The 20,157-nt window shown below is 70.7% G+C and carries 16 protein-coding genes; 3 read left to right on the top strand and 13 right to left on the bottom strand.

Translation table 11 applies throughout. The features are described from left to right. Positions 1-7: 7 nt before the first annotated feature. From LXT23_RS45395 to LXT23_RS50555, 10 genes are all read right to left on the bottom strand, one after another. Entirely contained in the window at positions 8-1,063 is a 1,056-nt protein-coding gene (locus LXT23_RS45395) for a TauD/TfdA family dioxygenase (RefSeq protein ID WP_253986775.1), read from the bottom strand. Continuing rightward, entirely contained in the window at positions 1,060-4,617 is a 3,558-nt protein-coding gene (locus LXT23_RS45390) for a condensation domain-containing protein (protein ID WP_253986774.1), read from the bottom strand. The genes LXT23_RS45395 and LXT23_RS45390 overlap by 4 nt, the downstream gene beginning before the upstream one ends. 211 nt (positions 4,618-4,828) lie before the next feature. Beyond that, positions 4,829-7,444 carry a MupA/Atu3671 family FMN-dependent luciferase-like monooxygenase gene (locus tag LXT23_RS45385; RefSeq protein WP_253986773.1) on the bottom strand — a complete coding sequence of 872 codons (2,616 nt, stop codon included), beginning with the start codon at positions 7,442-7,444 and terminating at the stop codon, positions 4,829-4,831. Positions 7,445-7,593: 149 nt separating this feature from the next. Then, on the bottom strand, positions 7,594-10,203 hold the full coding sequence (locus LXT23_RS45380; protein ID WP_253986772.1) for an ABC transporter permease: 2,610 nt from the start codon (positions 10,201-10,203) through the stop codon (positions 7,594-7,596). Beyond that, positions 10,203-10,568, bottom strand: coding sequence for a PadR family transcriptional regulator (locus tag LXT23_RS45375; RefSeq protein WP_253986771.1), 366 nt, complete (start codon positions 10,566-10,568; stop codon positions 10,203-10,205). The genes LXT23_RS45380 and LXT23_RS45375 overlap by 1 nt, the downstream gene beginning before the upstream one ends. Positions 10,569-10,620: 52 nt before the next feature. Beyond that, positions 10,621-11,568 (bottom strand): alpha/beta hydrolase, encoded by a 948-nt coding sequence (locus tag LXT23_RS45370; RefSeq protein WP_253986770.1) that lies wholly within the window; start codon positions 11,566-11,568, stop codon positions 10,621-10,623. A gap of 147 nt (positions 11,569-11,715) precedes the next feature. After that, positions 11,716-11,886: a double-CXXCG motif protein gene (locus tag LXT23_RS50845; RefSeq protein WP_407692962.1), complete on the bottom strand. Its 171-nt coding sequence runs from the start codon at positions 11,884-11,886 to the stop codon at positions 11,716-11,718. Further along, positions 11,873-12,223, bottom strand: a complete 351-nt coding sequence (locus LXT23_RS45365; RefSeq protein WP_407692961.1) for a hypothetical protein — start codon at positions 12,221-12,223, stop codon at positions 11,873-11,875. The genes LXT23_RS50845 and LXT23_RS45365 overlap by 14 nt, the downstream gene beginning before the upstream one ends. 152 nt (positions 12,224-12,375) lie before the next feature. Continuing rightward, positions 12,376-12,489 carry a hypothetical protein gene (locus LXT23_RS50840; protein ID WP_407692960.1) on the bottom strand — a complete coding sequence of 38 codons (114 nt, stop codon included), beginning with the start codon at positions 12,487-12,489 and terminating at the stop codon, positions 12,376-12,378. Positions 12,490-12,542: 53 nt separating this feature from the next. Further along, positions 12,543-12,980 carry a DUF2381 family protein gene (locus LXT23_RS50555; RefSeq protein WP_323379163.1) on the bottom strand — a complete coding sequence of 146 codons (438 nt, stop codon included), beginning with the start codon at positions 12,978-12,980 and terminating at the stop codon, positions 12,543-12,545. Positions 12,981-13,242: 262 nt separating this feature from the next. Here LXT23_RS50555 and LXT23_RS45355 point away from each other — a divergent pair, with 262 nt between their 5' ends. The 3 genes from LXT23_RS45355 to LXT23_RS45345 all read left to right on the top strand — a co-directional run bounded on the left by LXT23_RS45355 (position 13,243) and on the right by LXT23_RS45345 (position 18,240). Continuing rightward, a complete protein-coding gene (locus LXT23_RS45355; RefSeq protein WP_253986768.1) occupies positions 13,243-15,525 on the top strand; it encodes an RCC1-like domain-containing protein in 2,283 nt (760 codons plus the stop codon). A 257-nt stretch (positions 15,526-15,782) separates the two neighbouring features. After that, complete coding sequence (locus LXT23_RS45350) at positions 15,783-17,411, top strand: LVIVD repeat-containing protein (protein ID WP_253986767.1); 1,629 nt, start codon at positions 15,783-15,785, stop codon at positions 17,409-17,411. A 103-nt stretch (positions 17,412-17,514) separates the two neighbouring features. Further along, positions 17,515-18,240, top strand: coding sequence for a hypothetical protein (locus LXT23_RS45345; RefSeq protein WP_253986766.1), 726 nt, complete (start codon positions 17,515-17,517; stop codon positions 18,238-18,240). A gap of 81 nt (positions 18,241-18,321) precedes the next feature. Here the strand turns inward: LXT23_RS45345 and LXT23_RS45340 are convergent, their stop codons facing one another. The 3 genes from LXT23_RS45340 to LXT23_RS45330 all read right to left on the bottom strand — a co-directional run bounded on the left by LXT23_RS45340 (position 18,322) and on the right by LXT23_RS45330 (position 20,145). Then, positions 18,322-19,341: a hypothetical protein gene (locus LXT23_RS45340; RefSeq protein WP_253986765.1), complete on the bottom strand. Its 1,020-nt coding sequence runs from the start codon at positions 19,339-19,341 to the stop codon at positions 18,322-18,324. Between the two features lie 150 nt (positions 19,342-19,491). Further along, the gene (locus LXT23_RS45335) at positions 19,492-19,782 is read right to left on the bottom strand and encodes a hypothetical protein (protein WP_253986764.1); all 291 of its coding nucleotides are present in this window, start codon (positions 19,780-19,782) and stop codon (positions 19,492-19,494) included. Between the two features lie 78 nt (positions 19,783-19,860). Next, entirely contained in the window at positions 19,861-20,145 is a 285-nt protein-coding gene (locus LXT23_RS45330; RefSeq protein ID WP_253986763.1) for a hypothetical protein, read from the bottom strand. Positions 20,146-20,157 lie beyond the last annotated feature (12 nt).

The raw sequence follows: 20,157 nt of genomic DNA, 5'->3' as shown, positions 1-20,157 counted from the left end.
GAACTCCTCAGCGGATGGGCGCGGCGACGTCACTCCAGGCATGGGGCCGCGCCATGCCGGCGAGCACCTTGCGAGGCCCGGAGAAGGACGAGCGCGCGTGGGTGGAGAGCATGTTGTCCACGACGAGCAGGTCCCCGCGCTCCCACGGGAAGCTGACCTGCTCCGCCTCGTAGGCGGCGCGCAGCGTGTCCAGCGTGGCGGGCTCGATGGGCGAGCCGTCGCCGTAGTACGTGTTGTTGGGCAGCTCGTCCTCGCCCAGCTCCGCCAGCAGCACCGCGCCCACCTGGGAGGGCAGGGTGGAGACGTGGAAGAACGTGGCGTGGTTGAACCAGACGGGCTCGCCGGTGACGGGATGGAGCCCCGCGGCGCGGCGCACCTGGCGCGTGCGCAGGCGGTTGCCGTCGCGCCACTCGAAGTCGATGGCGTTGCGGCGGCAGTACGCCTCCACCTCGGCGCGGTCCTCGGTTTGGAAGGCCGTCTGCCAGCTCAGCCCCAGCCGGTGGCCGAAGTTGCGCACGTACATATAGCCCTGCTCCAGGAAGCGGGCGCGCAGCTCCGCGGGCAGGCGCTGGTAGACGCGGCGCGAGTCCGCCAGCGGCGTCTCGCCGCCCTGCTGCGCGGGCGTCACGCAGGCGAAGAAGAGTCGCAGCGGGAAGGTCTGGTTATAGGACTGCTCGTTGTGCGGGAAGATGCGCTCCGCCGCCGGGTGGTCCGTGGACGTGTAGATGTTGCCGCTGACCTGCGAGCGCGGCGACGAGCGCTCCTCGTACGGCAGCGCCGCGTCCGCCATCGCCTGGATGGCGCGGTCCATGGCCTCCGGCGTCGCCACGTCGAAGCCGCGGAAGAGCACGGCCCCGTGACGGTGCAGGTGCTCCTCCACGCGGGGGCGTTGCGCACGGGCCCACGCGGGCAGGTCCACGTCCGGCAGCGTGGGCCGGGCAATCACGGGCAGGTGTGGGCCGGGCCGCTGCTCCTCGAAGCGCACCCAGTCCTGGCCGGAGCTGTCCACCTCGCGGCGCTTCACCTGGGGCAAGGCGCGCTTCGTCGGGCCACTCGTCGTCATGAATCACTCCCACCGCGGCGCCGCACGTTGCGGAACAGCTCCTTGCGCGCCGACTGAAGCTCCTGGGCCCGGGCCTGCTGCCGCTGGCGCTCGTGCTCGGCGAGCACCTGCCGCAGCTCCTCCAGCGTGATGTCCGGCCGGGCCACCGCCGTGGCCAGCACCGCCTCGTAGTCCGCGGCCAGCCGGGCAATGGTGGGCGCGTCGAACAGGGCGGTGGCGTAGCGCAGCACCCCGTGGAAGCGCCCGCCGGACTCCGACAGCAGCACGGACACGTCGAACGGCGAGCCCCCGTCATCCACCTCCACCTGCCGCAGCTCCAGCCCGGGCAGCTTCAGCGCGGGCAGGGGCGCGTTCTCCAGCACGAACATCACCTGGAAGAGGGGGTTGTAGCGGGCGTCGCGAGGAGGGCGCAGCGCCTCCACCAGCTTGTCGAAGGGGACGTGAGGGCGCGCATAGCCGCCGAGCGCCACCTCGCGCACGCGCCCGAGCACCGCGCGGAACGTGGGGTTGCCGTCCAGGCCCACGCGCAGCACCAGCTGATTGACGAAGAGTCCCACCAGCCCCTGGGACCGCGCGTGCTCGCGATTGGCCACATCCGTGCCCACCACGACGTCGGTGCGGCCGGTGCGTGCGTGCAGGACGACGAGGAAGCCCGCCAGCAGCGACATGAACGGCGTGGCGCCCTCCGCCTGACCCAGCTGGCGCAGGCCCGCGGTGAGGGCAGGGGAGAGCGCCAGCGGGTGACGCGCGCCCTCGAAGCGCTGGCGGTCCGGACGGAGCCTGTCCGTGGGCAGCTCCAGCAGCGCGGGTGCGCCGGCCAGCCGCTCCTTCCACCACGTCAGCTCGGCCTCCAGCTCGCCGCCCTCCAGCCACCGCCGCAGCCACGCGGCATGGTCGGCGTACTGCACGGGCAGCGCGGGCAGCGGGGACGGCCGGCCCTGGACGAAGGCCGCATAGAGCGCGCCCAGCTCGCGCACCAGCACGCCCATGGTCCACCCGTCCGACACCACGTGGTGCAGCGTCAGCAGCAGCCGGTGCTGGCGCTCCGACAGCCTCAGCAGCCGCGCGCGCACCGGAAGGCCGTGCTCCAGGTCGAAGGGCCGCCGGGCCTCGGTGGCGGTGAGGCGCTCGACCTCGGCCATTCGCTCCGGCTCGGGCAGTGCGCCCAGGTCCACCACGGCATCAGGGCCGGACAGCGGCCCGGGGACGGCCTCCGGCCTCAGGATGACCTGCGTGGGCCGGCCGGACACGCGGGGGAAGCGCGTGCGCAGCACCTCGTGGCGGTGGACGATGGCCTCCAGCGCGCGGCCCAGCACGGCCACGTCCAGCGCGCCCTCCAGCTCCACGGCGGCGGGGATGTTGTAGGCCGCGGTGCCCGCCGCGAGCTGCTCCAGGAACAGCAGCCGCTCCTGCGCGTACGACAGCGGCGGCGACTCCCCGCGAGCGCCCGCCTCCAGCGGAGGCAGCACGGCGGTGGGGTGGCGCAGCTCCGCGAGCGCCCGCGCGGTGAGGGCGTCCAGGTGCACGCCCTCCAGCAGCAGCGACACCGGCACCGACACGCCCAGCTCCTCCTCCAGCGCGCCCTTCAGCTCCACGGCATGGATGGAGTCCAGGCCCAGCGCGGTGAGTGGCCGTGTCGACTCGAGCGCGGCGGCGGGCATGGACAGCGCCCGCGCCAGCCGGCTCCGGAGCCACGCGCCCAGCAGCCGCGCACGCTCCGCCTCGGAGGCCGCCCGCAGCGTGTCCCGGGTGAGCGCGGGCGCCTCGTCGACGACGCCCATGGGCGCGTCCGAAGCGGCCAGCGCCGCCGCCGAGCCCCGGTCCTCCGCAAGCACTTCCAGCTCACCGGCCTGGTACATGGCGCGGCACGCGCGCCGCTGCACCTTGCCGCTGGACGTCTTGGGCAGTCCTCCGGCGGGGATGAGCACCACGGTGCCGACCGCCACCTCGTGGGCGCCGGCAATCGCGCGGCGGATGGCGTCGATGGCCTCGGAGGGCTCCGCCAGGTGCTTGCGGTCCACCTCCATCACCACGACCAGCCGCTCCTCGCCGCCGGCCTCCACGGCGAACGCCGCCGAGCACCCGGGACGCATCGCCGGGTGGCTGCCCTCCGCCGTCAGCTCCAGGTCCTGGGGGTAGTGGTTGCGCCCACGCAGGATGATGAGGTCCTTGATGCGGCCCGCGACGAACAGCTCGCCGCCCGCCAGGAAACCCAGGTCTCCCGTGCGCAGGTAGGGGCCTTCCCCCGTGTCGGCGCGGTGCGCGCGGAAGGTGGCCTCGCTCTCCTCGGCCCGCTCCCAGTAGCTCGCCGCGACGCTCTCGCCGCGCACCCAGATCTCCCCCAGCCGGCCCGCGGCCGAGGGAACGCGCGACTCGGGGTCCACGACGAGCAGCTCCTGGTCGAGCACGCGCTGGCCACAGCCCACCAGCACGCGCGCGCCATCCGCCCCGGGCTCCGCGGCCTCGGCGCGGCCCTGCTGGAGGGCCTCACCCACGAAGGTCCGCTCCACCGGTGGCGTCAGCTTGCGGCCGCCGGAGGCAATCAGCGTGGCCTCGGCCAGGCCGTAGCACGGGTAGAAGGCCTGCTTGCGGAAGCCCGATCCGGCGAAGGCCTGGGCGAAGCGCTCCAGCGTCTCCGCGCGCACGGGCTCGGCGCCGTTGAAGGCCACGTCCCAGGAGCTCAAGTCCAACGCCGCGCGCTGCTCCGGCGTCGTCTTGCGCACGCACAGGTCGAAGGCGAAGTTGGGACCGCCGCTCGTCGTGGCCCTGTAGCGGGAGATGGCCTCCAGCCACCGGGCCGGGCGCTTGAGGAAGTCCAGCGGCGACATCAGCACCACGGGGAAGCCACCGCACAGCGGCTGGAGCACGCCGCCGATGAGGCCCATGTCGTGGTACGGCGGCAGCCAGATGACGCCCCGGCTGTCCTCCGTGTGCTCGAAGCACCGGTGGATGGCCAGCGAGTTGTGCAGCAGGTTGCCATGGCTGAGCATGACGCCGCGAGGCGTGCCCGTGGAGCCGGAGGTGTACTGGAGGAACGCCAGCGACTCGCGCCGGGCGCCCGGGTCCTTCCAGCCGTCCGCCTCGGCGTCGTCCAGGGCATCGGTGGCCACCCACGTCAGCCCCGCGAGCGCGGCGGACTGCTCGCCCAGCGACTCCGCGACGGACTGGATGAAGCCCGTGGTGAGCGCGAAGCGCGCCCGCGCGTCCTGGATGACGGCCTCGAGCCGGGGCAGCGTCCGCGCCACCCGCATCGGGTCCGGCGGGTAGGCCGGCACGGCCACCGCCCCCGCGTACAGGCAGCCGACGAAGGCGGCCACGTAGTCCAGCCCGGGAGGGTAGAGCAGCAGCACCCGCTCACCCCGGGCCCCTCGCGCCTGCAGGAAGCCGCCGATGGCCCGGGCCCGCCGGTCCAGCTCCGCGTACGTGAGGTGGGCCTCCTCACCCTCGCCATCCACCAGGAACGTGTAGGCCCGCTGATCCGCGTGGGCCTCCGCCCGACGGCGGGACAGCTCCACCAGCGTGGAGGACTCCAGTAACAGCTTGGTCGAGCTCATTCGTTCCGCTCCCGCCACCCGCGACAACCCACCTCACGGTCTGGTGGGTCTCCATCTACCCATGCGGCTCATGGTCACCCGTGACCCATGGTGATGGAGCACTACATTCGAGCGCAAACTGGCTAACACGCCGGGCTGTCACATGTCGATGGATGCGGAAATCTCCTGGCTGGCGGGATTTTCGCCAGGAGCAACGCACGCCAGCGCGAAATCACTCCGGTAGGGAGTCGACGAGGCGGATGTCGAGGGTGGGGCGATATCCTACCACTCGTTCCTCCAGGTACTCGGACAGGACGCGCCCCATGCGCAGCGCGTCATCCTGGGCCAGGCGCTTGAGGTCGGCCAGGTGGGTGAGGCTGTCCAGCACGGAGTCGGTGTCCACGCCGAAGTCGATGAGGCACGCCACCTCGTCCACGTCGCCGGCCATGAGCCGGTCCACCATGGGGAGGCAGGACGTCACGGTGCCGATCAGCGCGCCAGAGCGGTAGTAGCGCTCGAAGGCATAGGAGGCGAGGTAGTCCGCCCACTTCGGCTCGTTGATGTCCACCTGGAGGTCCAGGCTCTTCACCAGCGTCTGCATCAGCGCCACGTGCGCGCGCAGGTACGCGGTGAGGGGCGCGCGGACCTTGTCGAGCACCTCGTCCGCGTCACGCCCGACGAAGGTGTGCATCATCAGCGTGGCGATGCGCGAGTCCCGGGCCCGCCCGGCCTTGTCCGCGGCCGCGTGGTAGAGGCCGAGCTTCTCCAGCGCCTCCTCGAGGGGCTGCCCGAGCAGCGAGGTGAGGACGTTGTAGCCGCCCGCGCCGGTGCGCTCGAAGAGGGCGGGGTCCGTGGCGCACGTCACCCAGGTGGGCAGGCGGGGCTGGATGGGGCGGGGGAAGACGCGCAGCTGCACTTCCTTGCCCACGCCGTCCTTCGTCGTCACGGCCTCACCGCGCCACAGCCGCTCCACCTGCTCGAGGTTCTCCCACATGACGTCGCGCTTGCGCGCGAAGTTCTCCGGGAAGAAGGCGAAGTCGTTGGGCACCCAGCCGGAGGCGATGGAGATGCCGGCGCGGCCTTTGGAGAGGTTGTCGACGATGGACCACTCCTCCGCGACGCGGAACGGGCTCTGGAGGGGGAGCACGACGCTGCCGGCGCGCAGGCTCACGTTGCGGGTGATGGTGGCCAGCGCGGACGCGAGCATGGCGGGGTTGGGGTAGATGCCGCCGTGCTCGTGGAAGTGGCGCTCCGGGGTGGAGACGGAGGTGAAGCCGTGCTGGTCCGCGAACTTCGCCGCCTCCAGCAGCAGGTGGTACTTGTCCCCGGCGCCGGAGTCCTCGTCCGCGAAGAAGAACAGGCCGAAGTCCAGCTTCTTCGTCCTGCGGTGGGCGGGCACCACATGGGCCACCAGGGCATTGCCCTCGGCGCGCACGGCGACGGCGCGTACCTCGGGGTGCTGGGCCAGCAGGGCGCGCAGTTCCTCGGGCGCGGGCGTGGTGCCGGCGGTGACGGTGCCCCACGAGCCCTCTCCGGCGGCCCGGCCCGCTGCGTCCACCACGTCGCCCAGCGAGGACACGTCGCGGTCCGGCTGGGAGACGAGCGTCTCCAGCAGGGCCGCGAGCTGGCCCGACAGGCGGATGACGTCCAGGGGCGCGAAGCGGTGCGAGTCATGGTGCAGGCGCAGCGCCAGCCGGGGGCCGGGAACGGCCTCCACGTACAGCGGGAAGGACGGTGACGGGGCCGAGCGTGTGAAGCCCTGGAGGCCCAGGCTCCGGGCCAGGGGCTTGAGCGAGTCCTCCTCCGGCGCCTCCCAGACGGCCACGACGCTCTGGAAGAGGGGCGCGTCCTCCGGCAGGCCGAGCCACTGGCGCACCTGCGCGGTGGAGACGTGCTCGTGGCGCTGCGCCCCGGTCAGCTCGGCCTGGAGCCCGCGCAGCCAGCGCAGGGGGCTGCCATCCGCGGGGAGGGGCAGGCGTCGCGGCAGCACGTGCGCGAAGTGTCCCAGCAGGGGCCGGCCCTGGAACAGCGGGGCAGGTCGGCCCGGCACCTGGGCGCCGAACACCACGTCGGTGCTGCCGGTGAGGTGGCGCAGCAGCAGGGCCCACGCGGCCTGGACGAGCGTGCCCAGCTCCAGCTTGTGCTTGCGCAGGAAGGCCTGCACGTTGCCCGTGTCCGTGGGCGACAGCAGTTGCTGCTGTACCCGATGCGCGGCCGTGGCGTCACTTCCGGAGGACAGCTCGGGAAGCAGCGTCGGCCGGGCGTCGCGCAGCAGCTCTCGCCAGCGCGTCTCCACCTCGGCGGCGCCCTGCTGCTCCGTCCACGACAGGTACTCACGGAAGGGGCGGGCCTTCTCCAGGCCGGCGTCCCCCTGCTCGCGCAGGGTCTTGTAGAGGCGCAGCAGCTCTTCCAGGCACAGCCGAGCCGAGCCCGCGTCGAGCACCGCGGCGTGATACCCGAGGACGAGCACTCCTGCGTCCGGCCCGGTGCGCAGCAGCGACAGCCGCACCAGCGGCGCGGCGGTGAGATTCATTCCGCGCTGGAGGTCAGCAGCCAGCCATGCGTCCAGTCCGCCCTCCGGGAGGGCCGTGGCGTCCACGCGCTCCAGGGTGGGAGCGACCTTCTCCCGGATGACCTGCATGGGCTCGGCGAGGCCCTGCATGAAGAAGGCGGTGCGCAGGGCGGTGTGCCGGCGGGCCAGCTCGCGGAGGGCATTCTCGAGGGCGGGCTCGTCCACGGCGCCGCGGAAGGGCGCGTGGAGGTGCTCCAGGCGGGTCTCGGGCCGCGGCTGGGACAGCAGCTCGCGCTGCGAGGCGGTGAAACGGTAGACGTCCTCGACGTTCTTCATGGTGTGGGGGCGCGGGTCCCGCGAGCCGTGTCCGGCCGCCCGCTTCCAGGGTGTGGGAATCGAGTGCGGCGCCGACGGTAGCACGGCGCCTCCCACGGCCGGGAGGTGTCCGCCCGCGCCTCCGTAGGGAGCGCAGCGCCCCGGCTCGCTCACTCGCTCCGCAGCGACACCACCGGGTCGACACTGCTGGCGCGCCGCGCGGGCATGTAGCTCGCCAGGACTCCGAGGACGACCATGAAGCCCGACGTCAGGAGGAAGAGCGCCGGCTCGGTCGCCTTGACCTCGTAGAGCAGCGCGCCCAGGTAGCGGGTGGAGGCAAAGGCGGCTGCGACGCCGATGGCCACACCGATGACGACGACCCTCGTGCCCTGTGACACCACCTGCCGCCGCACCGCCCCGGGGGTCGCCCCGAGCGCCATCCGCACGCCGATCTCCCGCGTCCGCGCGGAGACGACGGACGACAGCACCCCGTAGAGCCCGACCGCGGCGAGCAGCAGCGTCAGTCCGGACACCACGGCGAACGTGAGCATCGTGAAGGACAGCTCCACGGTCGACCTCCGCGCCAGGAACTCCATCGTGTACTCGCGGTAGACGGGGGCCTCGGGGGCGACCTGGCGTACGTGCTCGCGCACCTCGCCCTGCAGCGAGTCCGCGCGCGGCGACTTGATGACGTACGCGGGCGAGCTCAGCCTCCACGATGTCGGGGTGGGCCCGGTCAGCGGGAAGTAGACGACCGCCTCTCCGGCCTCGCGCCAGTCGTCCTGCTTCACGTCCTCCACCACGCCCACCACGGTGAAGGGCAGCACGGTGTTGTCGCCGAGGACGTGGCGCAGGCTCTGGCCCAGCGGGCTCTCGCGGGGCCAGAGCTGCTGCGCCGCAGACCAGCTGACGACCACGTTGCTGTTCGGCGTGAACGCCTCGTCGCTCGTGAACGCACGCCCCTGCAGCAGGTCGATCCCCATCGCGCGGAAATAGTCGCCCCCGGTGAAGTTGCGGGCGAGCAGGGTGCCGCTGTCGTCCTCGGCCATCGTGTCGGTGCGGAAGCGCGCCGTCGAGGTCGCCTCGTCGAGCGGGATGTTGTTGACGACCCCGACCGCGGTGACGCCGGGCATCGTCCGTAGCCGTTCCATGAACGCGGCGTGCATCCGGCCCCAGGACGGCCCGTCGGTGAGGTGCGGCTGCTCGGGCGCGAACTGGAAGGTGTAGAGGCCGTCGGTGTCGTAGCCCGGGTCCACGTTGCGCAGGCGATTGAAGCTCTGCAGCAGCAGCGCGGCGCCGATGAGCAGCACCAGCGCGAGTGCGGTCTGCCCGATCACGAGCCCATTGCGGAACCCGTGTCGCTGCGCCGTCGCTGCGCGACCGCCGTCGCGCATGCTGTGGAGGTTCGCGGACGCGGCGCGCAGCGCGGGGGCGGCGCCGCAGACGAGCGCGCAGAGCAGGACGAGCCCGAACGTGGTCGCGACCGTCGCCAGGTCAAGTCCCGCGGCGCCGAGCCGCGGAAGGCCCTGCGGCGCAGCGGCCACGAAGAGCGGCAGCGTCACTGCGCTGAGGCAGATGGCCAGCAGGCCCGCGGGCACCGCCACCAAGAGTGCCTCGGCCAGCTGGGACCGCACCAGCTGTGCCGGCGCCGCCCCCAGGGCCCGGCGCACGGCCAGGTCGGAGACGCGGCCCTCGGCGCGGACGAGAAACAGGTTGGTGACGTTCGCGCATGCGATGAGGAGGGCGAGGGACACGGCACCCAGCAGGAGCCAGAGCGAGGTGCGGGCGGTGCTGCCCACCATCCGGTCGAGCAGCGGCACCGCCACCGCCCGGTGACTCTCGATGAGGCGGGCGTAGCTCGGCGGGCCGCCGAAGCGGGCCGGCAGCTCCTTGGAGAGCGCCGTCAGCTCCTGGTCGAGCTGCTCGAGCGTCACGCCCGGCTTCATGCGCGCCACGGTGAGGGCGCCGAGCTGGCCGGGACGGACCTGCTCGAGCCGCATGGGGTTGGCGATCCACAGCACCGTCTCGTCGTTCGGGAAGCGGAACTCCGGGGGCATGACGCCGACGACCTGCTTCATGTCGTCCGAGACGAAGTACGACCTCCCGATGACGGAGGGGTCGCGCCCGAACCAGCTCGTCCACAGCTGGTCGCTGATGACGACGACGCCTTCTCCATCCTCCGGGACAGGGAGGCGCCCGAGCTGGGGGCGCACGCCGAGCGTGGAGTACAGGTCGTAGGTCGGCCATGCCATCCGCACGCGCTCGACTCGCGTGTCCACGCGCAGCGTCGCGGTCCCCGAGTCGAGCTGGGTGATGCCGTCGAGCAGCTTCGAATGCTCTTTGTATTGCAGGTAGAAGTCGGCCCCGAGGTCGAAGCGCTCCGGCTGGTCCGACCCCGGGGCCGTGCCGGTCAGGGCGACCAGCCGCTCCGGCTCCGGGAACGGGAGGGGCTGCACCAGGACGGCGTTGACGACGCTGAACATCCCCGCGACCGCGCCGATCGCCAGGGCGAGGGTGCTGACCGTGGTGATGAGGAAGCCCGGCGTGCGCAGCAGCGCCCGCCACGCGTGGCGCAGGTCCCGGCCGAAGCCCTCCGCCCACGCGAACGGCTGCACGTCGCGGAACCGGTCCCCCGCGGCGGCGACGTTGCCGAAGTTGCGCCGGGCGACCCGCTCGGCCTCCGCGGGCGACAGGCCCTGCGCCCGCAGCCGCTCCGTCTCCAGCTCGAGGTGGGCGCGGACCTCCGCGTCAAAGTCTTCCTGCGACCGGCGTCCGAACATCACGCGCCCTCCGGCGTGGGGCCTGGCGACATGACCCGGGCGATGGACTCCACCAGCCGGTTCCAGCGCCCGGTCTCGATGGCGAACTGGTTACGGCCCGCGGCCGTGAGCGAGTAGAAGCGCGCGCGCCGGCCGTTCTCGGAGACGCCCCACTCACCGCGGATCCACTTGCGGCTCTCCAGGCGCTGCAGCGCGGGGTACAGCGAGCCGTGGTCGACGAGGAGCTCGTTGCCCGACCTCGCCTGGATGGCCATGGCGATGCCGTGCCCGTGGTGCGAGCCGAGCGCGAGGATGCGGAGGACGAGCAGATCGAGCGTGCCCTGAAGCAGCTGGCCGCGGGTCGGTTGGGCGTCTTGAGTAGGCATTCTACCAGAGCATCCCGTGGCTACAGGTAGAATGTCAACCTGACGCGGATGGCTATGGAGCGTCGAGCTGTCCGGCCCAGATGTCCTTCACCCCACCGATGTGGTCGAAGGCGCAGTGCGCCGCCCCCGCGACGACGTTCTGCTCCAGCGGGATGGAGTAGCCCTGGTACGCGGAGACGCTGGCCTGGATGTCCGTGAGGTACGTGTCCTGGTCGCCGTAGGTGTAGAACAGCTTCGTCGGGCCGCGCAGCTCGGGCCGCGTGCTGTCCCAGCTCAGCTCGCCGCTCCACGGCGCCTCGCCGCCGCATCCCAGCGCGTAGACGCCCCGGTAGCGGTCGCCGTACCTCGGCAGGAAGCTCGCGGTGAGGAACACCGAGCCGCCCGAGGAGCCTCCGAAGAAGATGGGCTCGTTGCGGAGGTCCCAGCGCTTGCGCAGCGTATCGATGACCTGCACCAGCGCCTGTGCGTTCGCTCCGTCCAGGTCCCGGTCCGCCGCCGTCGCGGTGTCCGTGCACGTCGTCAGCGAGGGCTTCGTCCACCACGCGCACCTGTTCGGTGCCAGCGCCGACACGTAGAGCGTGTCGTGCTCATAGGCCCACGGCGCCTGGAGGCGTGGGGCCGTGTTGCCCGTGTGCGCCCGCGCGCCGTCGCCGTGCAGATAGATGGCGAGGTGCATCGGCTGGGGCACGATGCCGACCCGGGGCTCGACGATCTTCAGCTCGACGCCCGCCACCTGCGCGGTGCAGAACGTGTAGGTCTGGTTGTTGGCGGTCACCGTGCCGGTGCTGTCACACGGCAGCTTCCCGGAGCCGCGTGAGCTCCCCGAGCCACCGTCCGTTCCGGCGTCCGTTCCCGCATCCGTCCCTGCGTCCGCTCCCGCATCCGTGTCATCCGGAACGCCCGCATCCACGCCCGCGTCCGTCGGCTCGGGAGGAGGTGGGTCGTCGGAGCACGCGGCGAGAGACAGCGCGAGGAGGGCGGAGACGAGGAGACGGTACATGGCGGGCCTCGGAAAGAAGGTGGGCACGACACCGCGGGGGCGGTGTCCCCCAGGCTACCCCGACTCCCTGGTGCCGGTGGCGATACCGGTGCTCGCTACGGTCTGCTCCACCAGTTCGCGCAACCCCTGGAGGACCGGTGGGCTGAGTCACCTCCGAAGATAGGCAAGGATGCCTGCCCAAGTCGCGCGGCAGCCTGGGCAGGTCTCCAGCCCAGGCAGCGACCAGCGCCGCTCAGCGCGGAGGGTGCCGCTCCAGTGCCCCTCGGCGGTCTTCAGCTCGAAGTATCGCGTGGAGGAGGCTGTCTCACCGGAACGCATTGACCACGGCGGCGGCTGCGAGAGAGCCATCGAGGATGGCCGTGCCCGGTAGCGACTCTGGCCGCTTCCGCAGCTGGTCCTCGCTCAGCCGTGCCACCGCGCAGATGGGCATCTGGTCACCGTCCGGCGGGTGGGCCTCGTAGTAACGGATGACGACCTGCGGACCGCTCGTCCAGACCTGCCCGTACAAGCGGGTCGTCGCCTCCAGGGTGCCCAGTTCGCGCATGAGGACGCTCTCAATCGGGCCATCGTAGAGGGTGATGCGGCGTGACCTCATCTGGTTCGCGTCCAGTTCCACCAGCGCTGCGTCCCCGACACGCAGCTTCAGGTAGCGCATGACTTCGAGCGCCTTTTCCGGACACTCCTGCGGGCCCGGGGCGCCGTCTGGGCGAAGCGAGACTCCACCCGTCTTGGTGCAGGCCGAGAACGTAGCAAGTAGGATGACAGAGGGGAGCAGCAGGGCGCGGCTGTCGGGCATGGCCTGCATTTCTACTGCCGAATCAGAGTGCGATCCATTCTGACCATGACCTGTAGGTTCCCGTCAGACCGGAAGATCTGGAGGGCGAGATCCACGAGCTGTCCCTCATGCTCGAACGCGCTCATGTCCGCTACGACCGCGATGGTTCCTGCCTGCCCAGGAACAATCGCGGCACGGGTCAGGCGTGGTCGATTGAATTCTCTTCCTCGCGGTAGCGCTCATTCTCTTCAGTGAGCGCGTCGTTCTTCTTTTGCGCGTCCTTCAGTGCCGCATACATGGACGCGTAACTCTCCTGGTCTTTGAATACGTCGATCTGCTGGTCGAGAATCGGCGGCCATTTTCCTTCCTCCCTTCTCCACGGCGGCTTCACGAGGAACGGAATCTCGGTCCCATCAACCAGCGTCACCACCAGGGGAATGCCATCGTCCTGGTGCAGGTCCCGAAGGGGCTCGAGGATGACCTTGTTGCGGACCACCGCCAGCGCCTCGAGCCGCCCCTCCCAACCCGTCATCTTCGTCCTGCTGCCGTCTACCGGCTGCTCGAATCGCAGGGTCGTGACGATCTTCCCCTTCACGTAGACGGAGTGGGGGCCGCTAGAAGGGTGCTCGGACAGCATGATGGGCCGCACCAACGGCGTGTCGTACGTGTCGCGGGCCTGCGCGCCCGACGAGGCCATGAGGACAAGGAGCAGGCAAGACCGGATGGGTAGGCTCGGTCGCATAGGCCGGCCAACGTAGCAGGAGGGGAAGGGGACCTCCAACCCTCTCCATAGGCATGGCCTCTCACAGCCCGTTTACACAGAAATACCCGTGAGCCCCTTCCTCCTGGAAGTGCAACTGGGGTACGGGAATACCCGCCGTACCTCCAGGAGGAAGTCCATGAGCACAGGGAATCACGCCGTGTCCTCTGTCGTCCGAGCCGTCTGGCTGGTGTGCGTGGTGGTGGCGGGGTTCAGCTGTGGGGGCGGGGAGCTGCTCCCGGGCACGGAGGAGCATGGCACTCCGCTGGAGGTGGAGACGGCACGGCCGGAGGGTGCCCGGACGCAGGACTGGCGACTGGCGGCGCAGGACACGCTCGCGTTGGAGTCCCACAACCTGGTGTTGAAGCCGGACGGCACGGTGTGGTCCTGGGGCCTCAACTACGGTGGAGAGCTCGGGGATGGGACGACCGCCCATCGGGGCACGCCCGCGCAGGTGCCGGGCCTCACCGGAGTGACGGCGGTGGCGGTGGGCAACGGCTACTCGCTGGCGCGGCGAGCGGATGGCACGGCCTGGGTGTGGGGCTACAACACCTATGGGCAGCTGGGCGACGGGACGACCACCGGGCGGCTGTCGCCCATGCAGGTGCCGGGGCTCACGGGCGTGGCGGCCCTGGCGGGAAGCTTCAGTCACTCGCTGGCGCTGAAGTCGGACGGCACCGTCTGGGCCTGGGGTGACAACAGCGGGGGGCAGCTGGGGGATGGGACGACCACCCAGCGGCTGACGCCCACGCAGGTGCCGGGCCTCTCCCAGGTGACGTCCGTGTCGGGAGGCCATGCCTTCTCGGTGGCGCTGAAGTCGGACGGCACCGTCTGGGCCTGGGGCGACAACACGCGCGGGCAACTGGGGAATGGGACGACGACGAGCCGCCTGACGCCCGCGCAGGTGCCGGGCCTCACCAGCGTGGTGGTCTTGAAGGCAGCTCACTCCCACGTCCTGGCCATCAGGTCGGATGGCACCGCCTGGGCCTGGGGTGACAACTGGTTCGGCGTGCTCGGGCTCGGGGATGCGGCGATGACCCCGCGACTGGTGCCCACCCAGATTCCCGGCCTCACCGGCGTCGCGTTCATTGACTCGGGCGAACACTATTCGGTCGCGCTGAAGACGGATGGCACCGTCTGGGCCTGGGGCGACAACTCGTATGGGTTGATGGGAGATGGGACCGGCGGCATCAGGCTGACGCCCACGCAGGTGCCGGGCCTCACCGGCGTGACGGTCCTGGGCGTGGGCCGTTATCACTCGCTGGCGCTGAAGCAGGACGGCACCGCCTGGGGCTGGGGCCGTCACGACGACTTCCAGTACGGGAACCTCGGCACCGCTGAGTATGTGGTGCCCGTCGCCTCCCAGTTCACCGGCGCCCAGCGGCCGGCAGCAGGCATGTATCACTCGCTGGTGTTGAAGACAGACGGCACCGTCTGGGGTTCGGGCAACAACAGCGCCGGTCAGCTGGGAGATGGAACCGTCACGCGACGGACGACGCCCACGCAGGTTCCCGGGCTCACCGGCGTCACGTCCGTGTCGGCGGGGCGCAATCACTCGCTGGCGGTGACGACGGGCGGCAGCGTCTGGGCCTGGGGTGACAACAGCGGGGGCCAGCTGGGCGATGGGAGCACCACCGCGAGCCGGGTTCCCAAGCAGGTGGCGGGGCTCACCGGCGTGAGCGCCGTGGCCGCGGGCGACGGCTTCTCGCTGGCGCTGAAGACGGACGGCACCGTCTGGGCGTGGGGGCGCAACAACCAGGGGCAGCTCGGGGACGGAACGGGGCTTTCCCGGATGACACCCACCCAGGTGTCCAGCCTCACCAGCATGAAGGCCGTGGCGACGGCCCCTGGCGCGAGCCATGTGCTGGCGCTGAGGACGGACGGCAGCGTCTGGGCCTGGGGCCGCAACTCGCAGGGCCAGCTGGGCAATGGGACGACCACCCAGCGGCTGGCGCCGCTCCGGCTGGCGAACCTCACCGGCATCGTGGCCCTGGCGGTGGGGGGCGACCACTCGCTGGCGGTGAAGACGGGCGGCACCGTCTGGGCCTGGGGCCTCAATACCTACGGCCAGCTGGGAGACGGGACGGTGACCCGGCGGCTGCTGCCCGTCCAGGTGCCCGGCGTCACGGGGGCGACGGCCCTTGCGGCGGGCCATGCCCACTCGCTGGCCCTCATCTCGGATGGCACCGTCTCGGCATGGGGCCTCAACGCCTCGGGCCAGCTGGGGGACCGGACGAAGAGCAACCGGGCGGCTGCGGTCAAGGTGGTGGGCCTGACCGGCGCGGTGGCCCTGTCCGCGGGCCACTACTACTCGCTGGCGCTGAGGACGAATGGCACCGTCTACGCCTGGGGCGACAACGTCTACGGACAGTTCGGAAACGGCAGGTCGGGGTTCTCTCCCACGCCGGTCCAGATCTGGTGAGGCGCGCGCTCACCAGCGCCTGACGGTGCGCTTGAGCAGGGGGCACACCTCTGCTCGGGCGCCGGCGCGGAGCTTCGCACGCAGGCCCGGCTCGTCCGTCGTCCTGGCGGGCACCTGTCCACTGCAATTCCAGCGCCCGGAGGCAGGCGTCCGCCCGCGCGCGCCGCCACGCGGTGGGTTGTGCGTCACGCGGCAACCATTCCGGGGCCGCGTGCCGTCCCGGTGTTTCACTCCCCGGGACACTGGAGGAGTGCACCATGACGTCCCCTTCGCTCTTGCCGCGCGTGTGGCTGTCCGCCTGTGCGCTGGCGCTCGTGACCCTCGCTGGCTGCGATGACACCCCGGACCCGGTCGCGGACGCCGGCACGCCCCCTGTGGAGGACGCGGGGCCCGAGCCGTGGGACGGCGGCTACACCGTGCTCGAGGAGCGCGGGGACTGGATTGACCGGGGCCCCTTCGCGCCCTGCACCCTCGCTCCGGGGACGACGCCGAGCTGTCATGACCTGACCCCGTCCCACTTCGACCTTTCGTCATGTGATGCGGACGCGCTCGCCGGCCTCGAGCCTCATGGCATCTACCAGGCCGCCATGCGCTCGGAGACAGTCGCGGAGGACGGTGGTACCGCCGTGGGCTTCTCCTCCGTCGGCTTCATGCTCCACTCCGACGGCGGCACCGACACCCTGGCCGGCCGGCCCATCGCCACCCGGCTGACCGACGGCGGCAGCTTCTTCATCGCCACCCTCCCGCCGAGCGCGCCCACCATCAACTTCGCCTACGCCGGCTGCAAGACTCCCTCGCCCGGCGTCATCTCCGGCTGCTTCATCCGCTGCATCGGTGGAAGGTACTCCCGCGCCGGCACCTTCGAGGCCCACCGCATGACCTGGCCCGACGGCGAAGCCGAGGCCTCCGGCGGCCTGGTGCTGCGCTCGGAGTCCCTGGTGGCGCTGGGCGTGCCCGTGGACATCTATGTCACCAAAGAACATGCCTACGTCGTCTCGCTCGACAGGCCGGGCAAGCCCGGAGGCCTCACCGTCTTCGACGTGAGCGACCGGAGCCGCCCCGTCTTCAAGACGTCCATCAGCATCCCCGGTGACTCCTATTGGAACGGCGTCTGGGCCCTCGGCGACGCCCTGTACGTCGCCAGTGATGTCTCGGGCACCATCGTCTTCGACATCTCCCGGCCCGCCGAGCCCGCCTTCCTGCGCAGCCTGCCCTCGAGCCAGTACGGCGTGCACACCGTGCTCGTCGATGGAGACCGGCTGTATGCCGCGGACAACGGGGGCCTCTCACGTATCTACGACGTCACGAATCCGCTGGAACCCGTGCTGCGGCAGACCATCAGCCTGGACTTCCTCGGGGGAGGCGTCCATGACCACTTCGCCTACCAGGGGCGCCTCTACATCAACAACTCGTACGCCGGGCTCTCCGTCGTGGACGTCTCCAACCTCGACGCAGTGCTGCACCTGGGCCGCTACGTGCACGGCGGCTATTCGCACCACAACGCGGTGGGGACCTTCGCCGGCCGCACCATTGCCTTCGAGGGCGGTGAGTTCGCCGCCTCCCACCTGCGCGTGCTGGACGTGACGGACCCGGCCCGCATCGTGAAGATTGGCGAGTATCGCAAGCGCCCCGTCACCTCCATCCACAACATGATTCTGCGCGCAGACCGCCTCTACATCGCCTGGTACCACGAGGGCCTGCGCGTGCTGGACGTGTCCAACCCCACGAAGCCGCGCGAGGTGGGGCACTTCAACACCTTCCGTGAGTCGGACCCCGGCCGCTCGGAAGGCATCTTCGGGGGCGCCTACGGCATCCGCCTCCCCGGGGACGGCTTCGTCTACGTCGTGGACTCCACTCGCGGGCTGCTCATCCTCGACGAGCCCTGAGGCGCCGCGACACCCGCCCCAGGCCCATGCCCGGTGACCCCTCCGGGCCGGAAGTGGCAGGATTCAATCCCACCTGGCTCGCGACCCGTAGAGGCCTCCTCGAATGCCGCTCTTCCTGATGATCGTCGGAGCCATCGCCGTGCTGGGCTGCGGCCTTTGCGTGTATGGGGCCGGCGTCTGGAGACGCCGCGAGCGGTGGTGGGCGGAGGCACCTCTGACACCCATCGCGGCCGCCTCCAACGAGCAGCTCATCCGAGTCACGGGGCAGGCGGTGTCCTCGGGTCAGGTGGGGCCTCTCCCCGGCGCCCATGCCGCGGCCCTCTGGCGGGTCGATGTGGTCGAGACCAACAACAGGAGTTCCTATAGCAACAAGAGCTATCACCACGTTCGTTTCAGCGAAGGAGGGCTCGCCATCGCCGATGGCTCAGGCAGAACGGCGATGCTGGAGACCCCCTCGACCCACCTGCTGCTCGGCGCTCAGCCGGAGGTCGCGAAGCTGCGGGCGAGCGGTGCACCGACTCCCGAGCTGGAAGCGGTGTGCCGGCAGCTGGGCGTGTCTCTTCATCCAGACATGGAAGGCTGGAGCGCGGAAGCACGCGAGCGGGTCATCGCGCCGGGCACCATCGTCCACGCGGTCGGTCGAGCCCATGTCTATGCGAAGGCCGTGTGGCTCAGGGAGACGGATGGCGCCCTGGAGTCCTGCTTTGTCGTACAACATCCTCAGGCTGTCTTTGCCCCGCGCCGCAAGCTGATTGTCGCCGGTGCAATCCTCTTCGTCACCGGGTTGGTGCTCATCCGCCTGGGAGTATTGAGGCAATGGGGGCTTTGATGAGGGGAGGGGGCTGGCCCCTTCGCTGGAGCCAGCCAGTCGTCCCCACCGTCTACCGGGGGGGCGCTGCCCCTCGACGACTCACTCGACCCAGTGCTGGACCGTCAGGATGCGGAAGTCCGACGCCGTGTCCACGAAGAAGTGGACCTGGATGCCGCTCCACGGGCCCGTGCTGTAGCTGAGATGGCAGCCCTTGAAGGTGCGGCCGGCGATGCGCGCGTCGAGGTCCGCCTGTCCATCCGTGACGACCTGGCTGGGAATCTGGTTGTTGCGGCTCGCGGTCGAGACGGCGCTCGAGACGTAGTCGCGGACCTCGGTGGCCGTGGCCAGCGCCGGACGGTTCGTCCAGCTCCCGCTCGGGAAGGTGCTCGGGTCGATGCCAAAGCAGACACCCGAGGTGTTTCGCTCACTCCCATGCTCCCCGGCCATCACGTCCTCCACGTCGAAGGACAGGTCCATCTTCACGGTCCACAGGCTCTCGGGCACGGCATTCACCGCGGCGACGAGGACCTCCAGCGAGTACCCCTGCGTGGCGGCATTGCGGAGGTTGCGCAGACTCACCGCGCCGATGCCGGACACGTTGGAGATGCCCTGGATCGAGGTGAACGGGCGCAGGTTGATGAGGTTCGTGGCGCCATTCCACGCGTAGGGCAGGATGGCGTACAGGGCATTGGCGCTCGCGGTGTTCACCAGGGAGACCATCGCCGCGGCGTCATCCGTGGAGAGGGCGAGCTCGTCCAGGATGCCGACGCAGGAGCTGGTGATGTAGCCCAGGGCACGCGCACCACCTTCGAGCTGCGTCAGGCGAACCGGGCCCACGTCATTGACGGCGGAGACCTCCGCCAGCGTCACGAAGGGCGCCGTCGAGCGACGGGCCACGAGGTTGCTGGCGACGTCGCTGGGAAGATACGCGTCCAGCGTCTGGAATGACGCCGCGTTCACGAAGGTGATGATGCCCTGGCACTCGGGGGCAACGTCCACGTCCGAGGTGGTGAGCGGCGAGTCCTGGCGCTCGAGTGGCGTGGAGGCCGGCTCGGACTCGAGGGGACCACAGCCGACCCACAGGCTCGCGGAAAGCAGGGCTGAACCGAGACGACGCATCGGAGACTCCTCAGGTGTACGACGGGGAATGCGCTTCATACACCCATCTACCTACGAGAGGAGGCCGAGTGCCCGTGACTCAGCACCCACCGCGCTGACCGCGGGAAGGCCCGGTCCGACAGCGCTGGGACCGGGCCGCCCGGGGTGTGACTAGAGCTTGCTCCAGCAGACGCTGTACGCGGTCCGGCCGCAGGCCCTGTCGGCATGCTCGCGGCAGTTGCCATAGGCAACGTCGCCGTAGCCAGCGAAGTAGTGGGTGGTCTGCGAGGCGGTGCACCGCCACGTGCAGTAACGGGCGCCGCTGTCCCAGCCCTCACAGAGGGCCTGGTCCGTCGTGCCGAGCTCCGGCTCCGTGCTCTCGGTCTCCTCCGGGAGCGCGCCGCCGCAGGCGGAGAGGAGGGCGCCGAACGCCATGCTCATCATCAGGGTCTTCAGCTTCATGGGAAAGCCTTTCTCGGGGTGTGGTTGAGCTCGAGGTGTGCAGGGCGGGTGTCTCAAGGCTGCTCCGCCCGGAAAGCGCTAGCGGCTCCAGCAGACAGAGACCGCACTGCCCTTGCAGAAGTCGTCGGCGTACGCCCGGCACCCGCCATAGGAGACGCTACCGGTGGCGTAGATCCACCGGCCGTCGGAGCTGCACTTCCAGGTACACCGGCGCCCGCCAGCCTCCCAACCCTCACATACGCCCTGCTGCGTATCGCCGAGCACGTCCACCGAGCTGTCCGCGCCCTCCTCGGGCAATGGGCCACCGCAGGCGGAAAGGACGGCACCGAACGCCAGGCTCATCATCAAGGTCTTCAGCTTCAAGGCGGAGACTCC

The sequence above is a fragment of the Pyxidicoccus xibeiensis genome (assembly GCF_024198175.1).
GTDB classification, from domain to species: domain Bacteria; phylum Myxococcota; class Myxococcia; order Myxococcales; family Myxococcaceae; genus Myxococcus; species Myxococcus xibeiensis.
This window is presented reverse-complemented; position numbering and strand designations above follow the sequence as displayed.

Excerpts from the sequence above, each read along its gene's own strand:
- LXT23_RS45395 (WP_253986775.1), bottom strand. The coding sequence starts at position 1,063 with ATGACGACGAGTGGCCCGACGAAGCGCGCCTTGCCCCAGGTGAAGCGC.
- LXT23_RS45350 (WP_253986767.1), top strand. The coding sequence starts at position 15,783 with ATGACGTCCCCTTCGCTCTTGCCGCGCGTGTGGCTGTCCGCCTGTGCG.
- LXT23_RS45370 (WP_253986770.1), bottom strand. The coding sequence starts at position 11,568 with ATGTACCGTCTCCTCGTCTCCGCCCTCCTCGCGCTGTCTCTCGCCGCG.
- LXT23_RS45335 (WP_253986764.1), bottom strand. The coding sequence starts at position 19,782 with ATGAAGCTGAAGACCCTGATGATGAGCATGGCGTTCGGCGCCCTCCTC.
- LXT23_RS45385 (WP_253986773.1), bottom strand. The coding sequence starts at position 7,444 with ATGAAGAACGTCGAGGACGTCTACCGTTTCACCGCCTCGCAGCGCGAG.
- LXT23_RS50845 (WP_407692962.1), bottom strand. The coding sequence starts at position 11,886 with ATGCGTTCCGGTGAGACAGCCTCCTCCACGCGATACTTCGAGCTGAAG.
- LXT23_RS45365 (WP_407692961.1), bottom strand. The coding sequence starts at position 12,223 with ATGCGCTACCTGAAGCTGCGTGTCGGGGACGCAGCGCTGGTGGAACTG.
- LXT23_RS45380 (WP_253986772.1), bottom strand. The coding sequence starts at position 10,203 with ATGTTCGGACGCCGGTCGCAGGAAGACTTTGACGCGGAGGTCCGCGCC.
- LXT23_RS45390 (WP_253986774.1), bottom strand. The coding sequence starts at position 4,617 with ATGAGCTCGACCAAGCTGTTACTGGAGTCCTCCACGCTGGTGGAGCTG.
- LXT23_RS50555 (WP_323379163.1), bottom strand. The coding sequence starts at position 12,980 with ATGCTGTCCGAGCACCCTTCTAGCGGCCCCCACTCCGTCTACGTGAAG.
- LXT23_RS45345 (WP_253986766.1), top strand. The coding sequence starts at position 17,515 with ATGCCGCTCTTCCTGATGATCGTCGGAGCCATCGCCGTGCTGGGCTGC.
- LXT23_RS45340 (WP_253986765.1), bottom strand. The coding sequence starts at position 19,341 with ATGCGTCGTCTCGGTTCAGCCCTGCTTTCCGCGAGCCTGTGGGTCGGC.
- LXT23_RS50840 (WP_407692960.1), bottom strand. The coding sequence starts at position 12,489 with ATGAGCGCGTTCGAGCATGAGGGACAGCTCGTGGATCTCGCCCTCCAG.
- LXT23_RS45355 (WP_253986768.1), top strand. The coding sequence starts at position 13,243 with ATGAGCACAGGGAATCACGCCGTGTCCTCTGTCGTCCGAGCCGTCTGG.
- LXT23_RS45375 (WP_253986771.1), bottom strand. The coding sequence starts at position 10,568 with ATGCCTACTCAAGACGCCCAACCGACCCGCGGCCAGCTGCTTCAGGGC.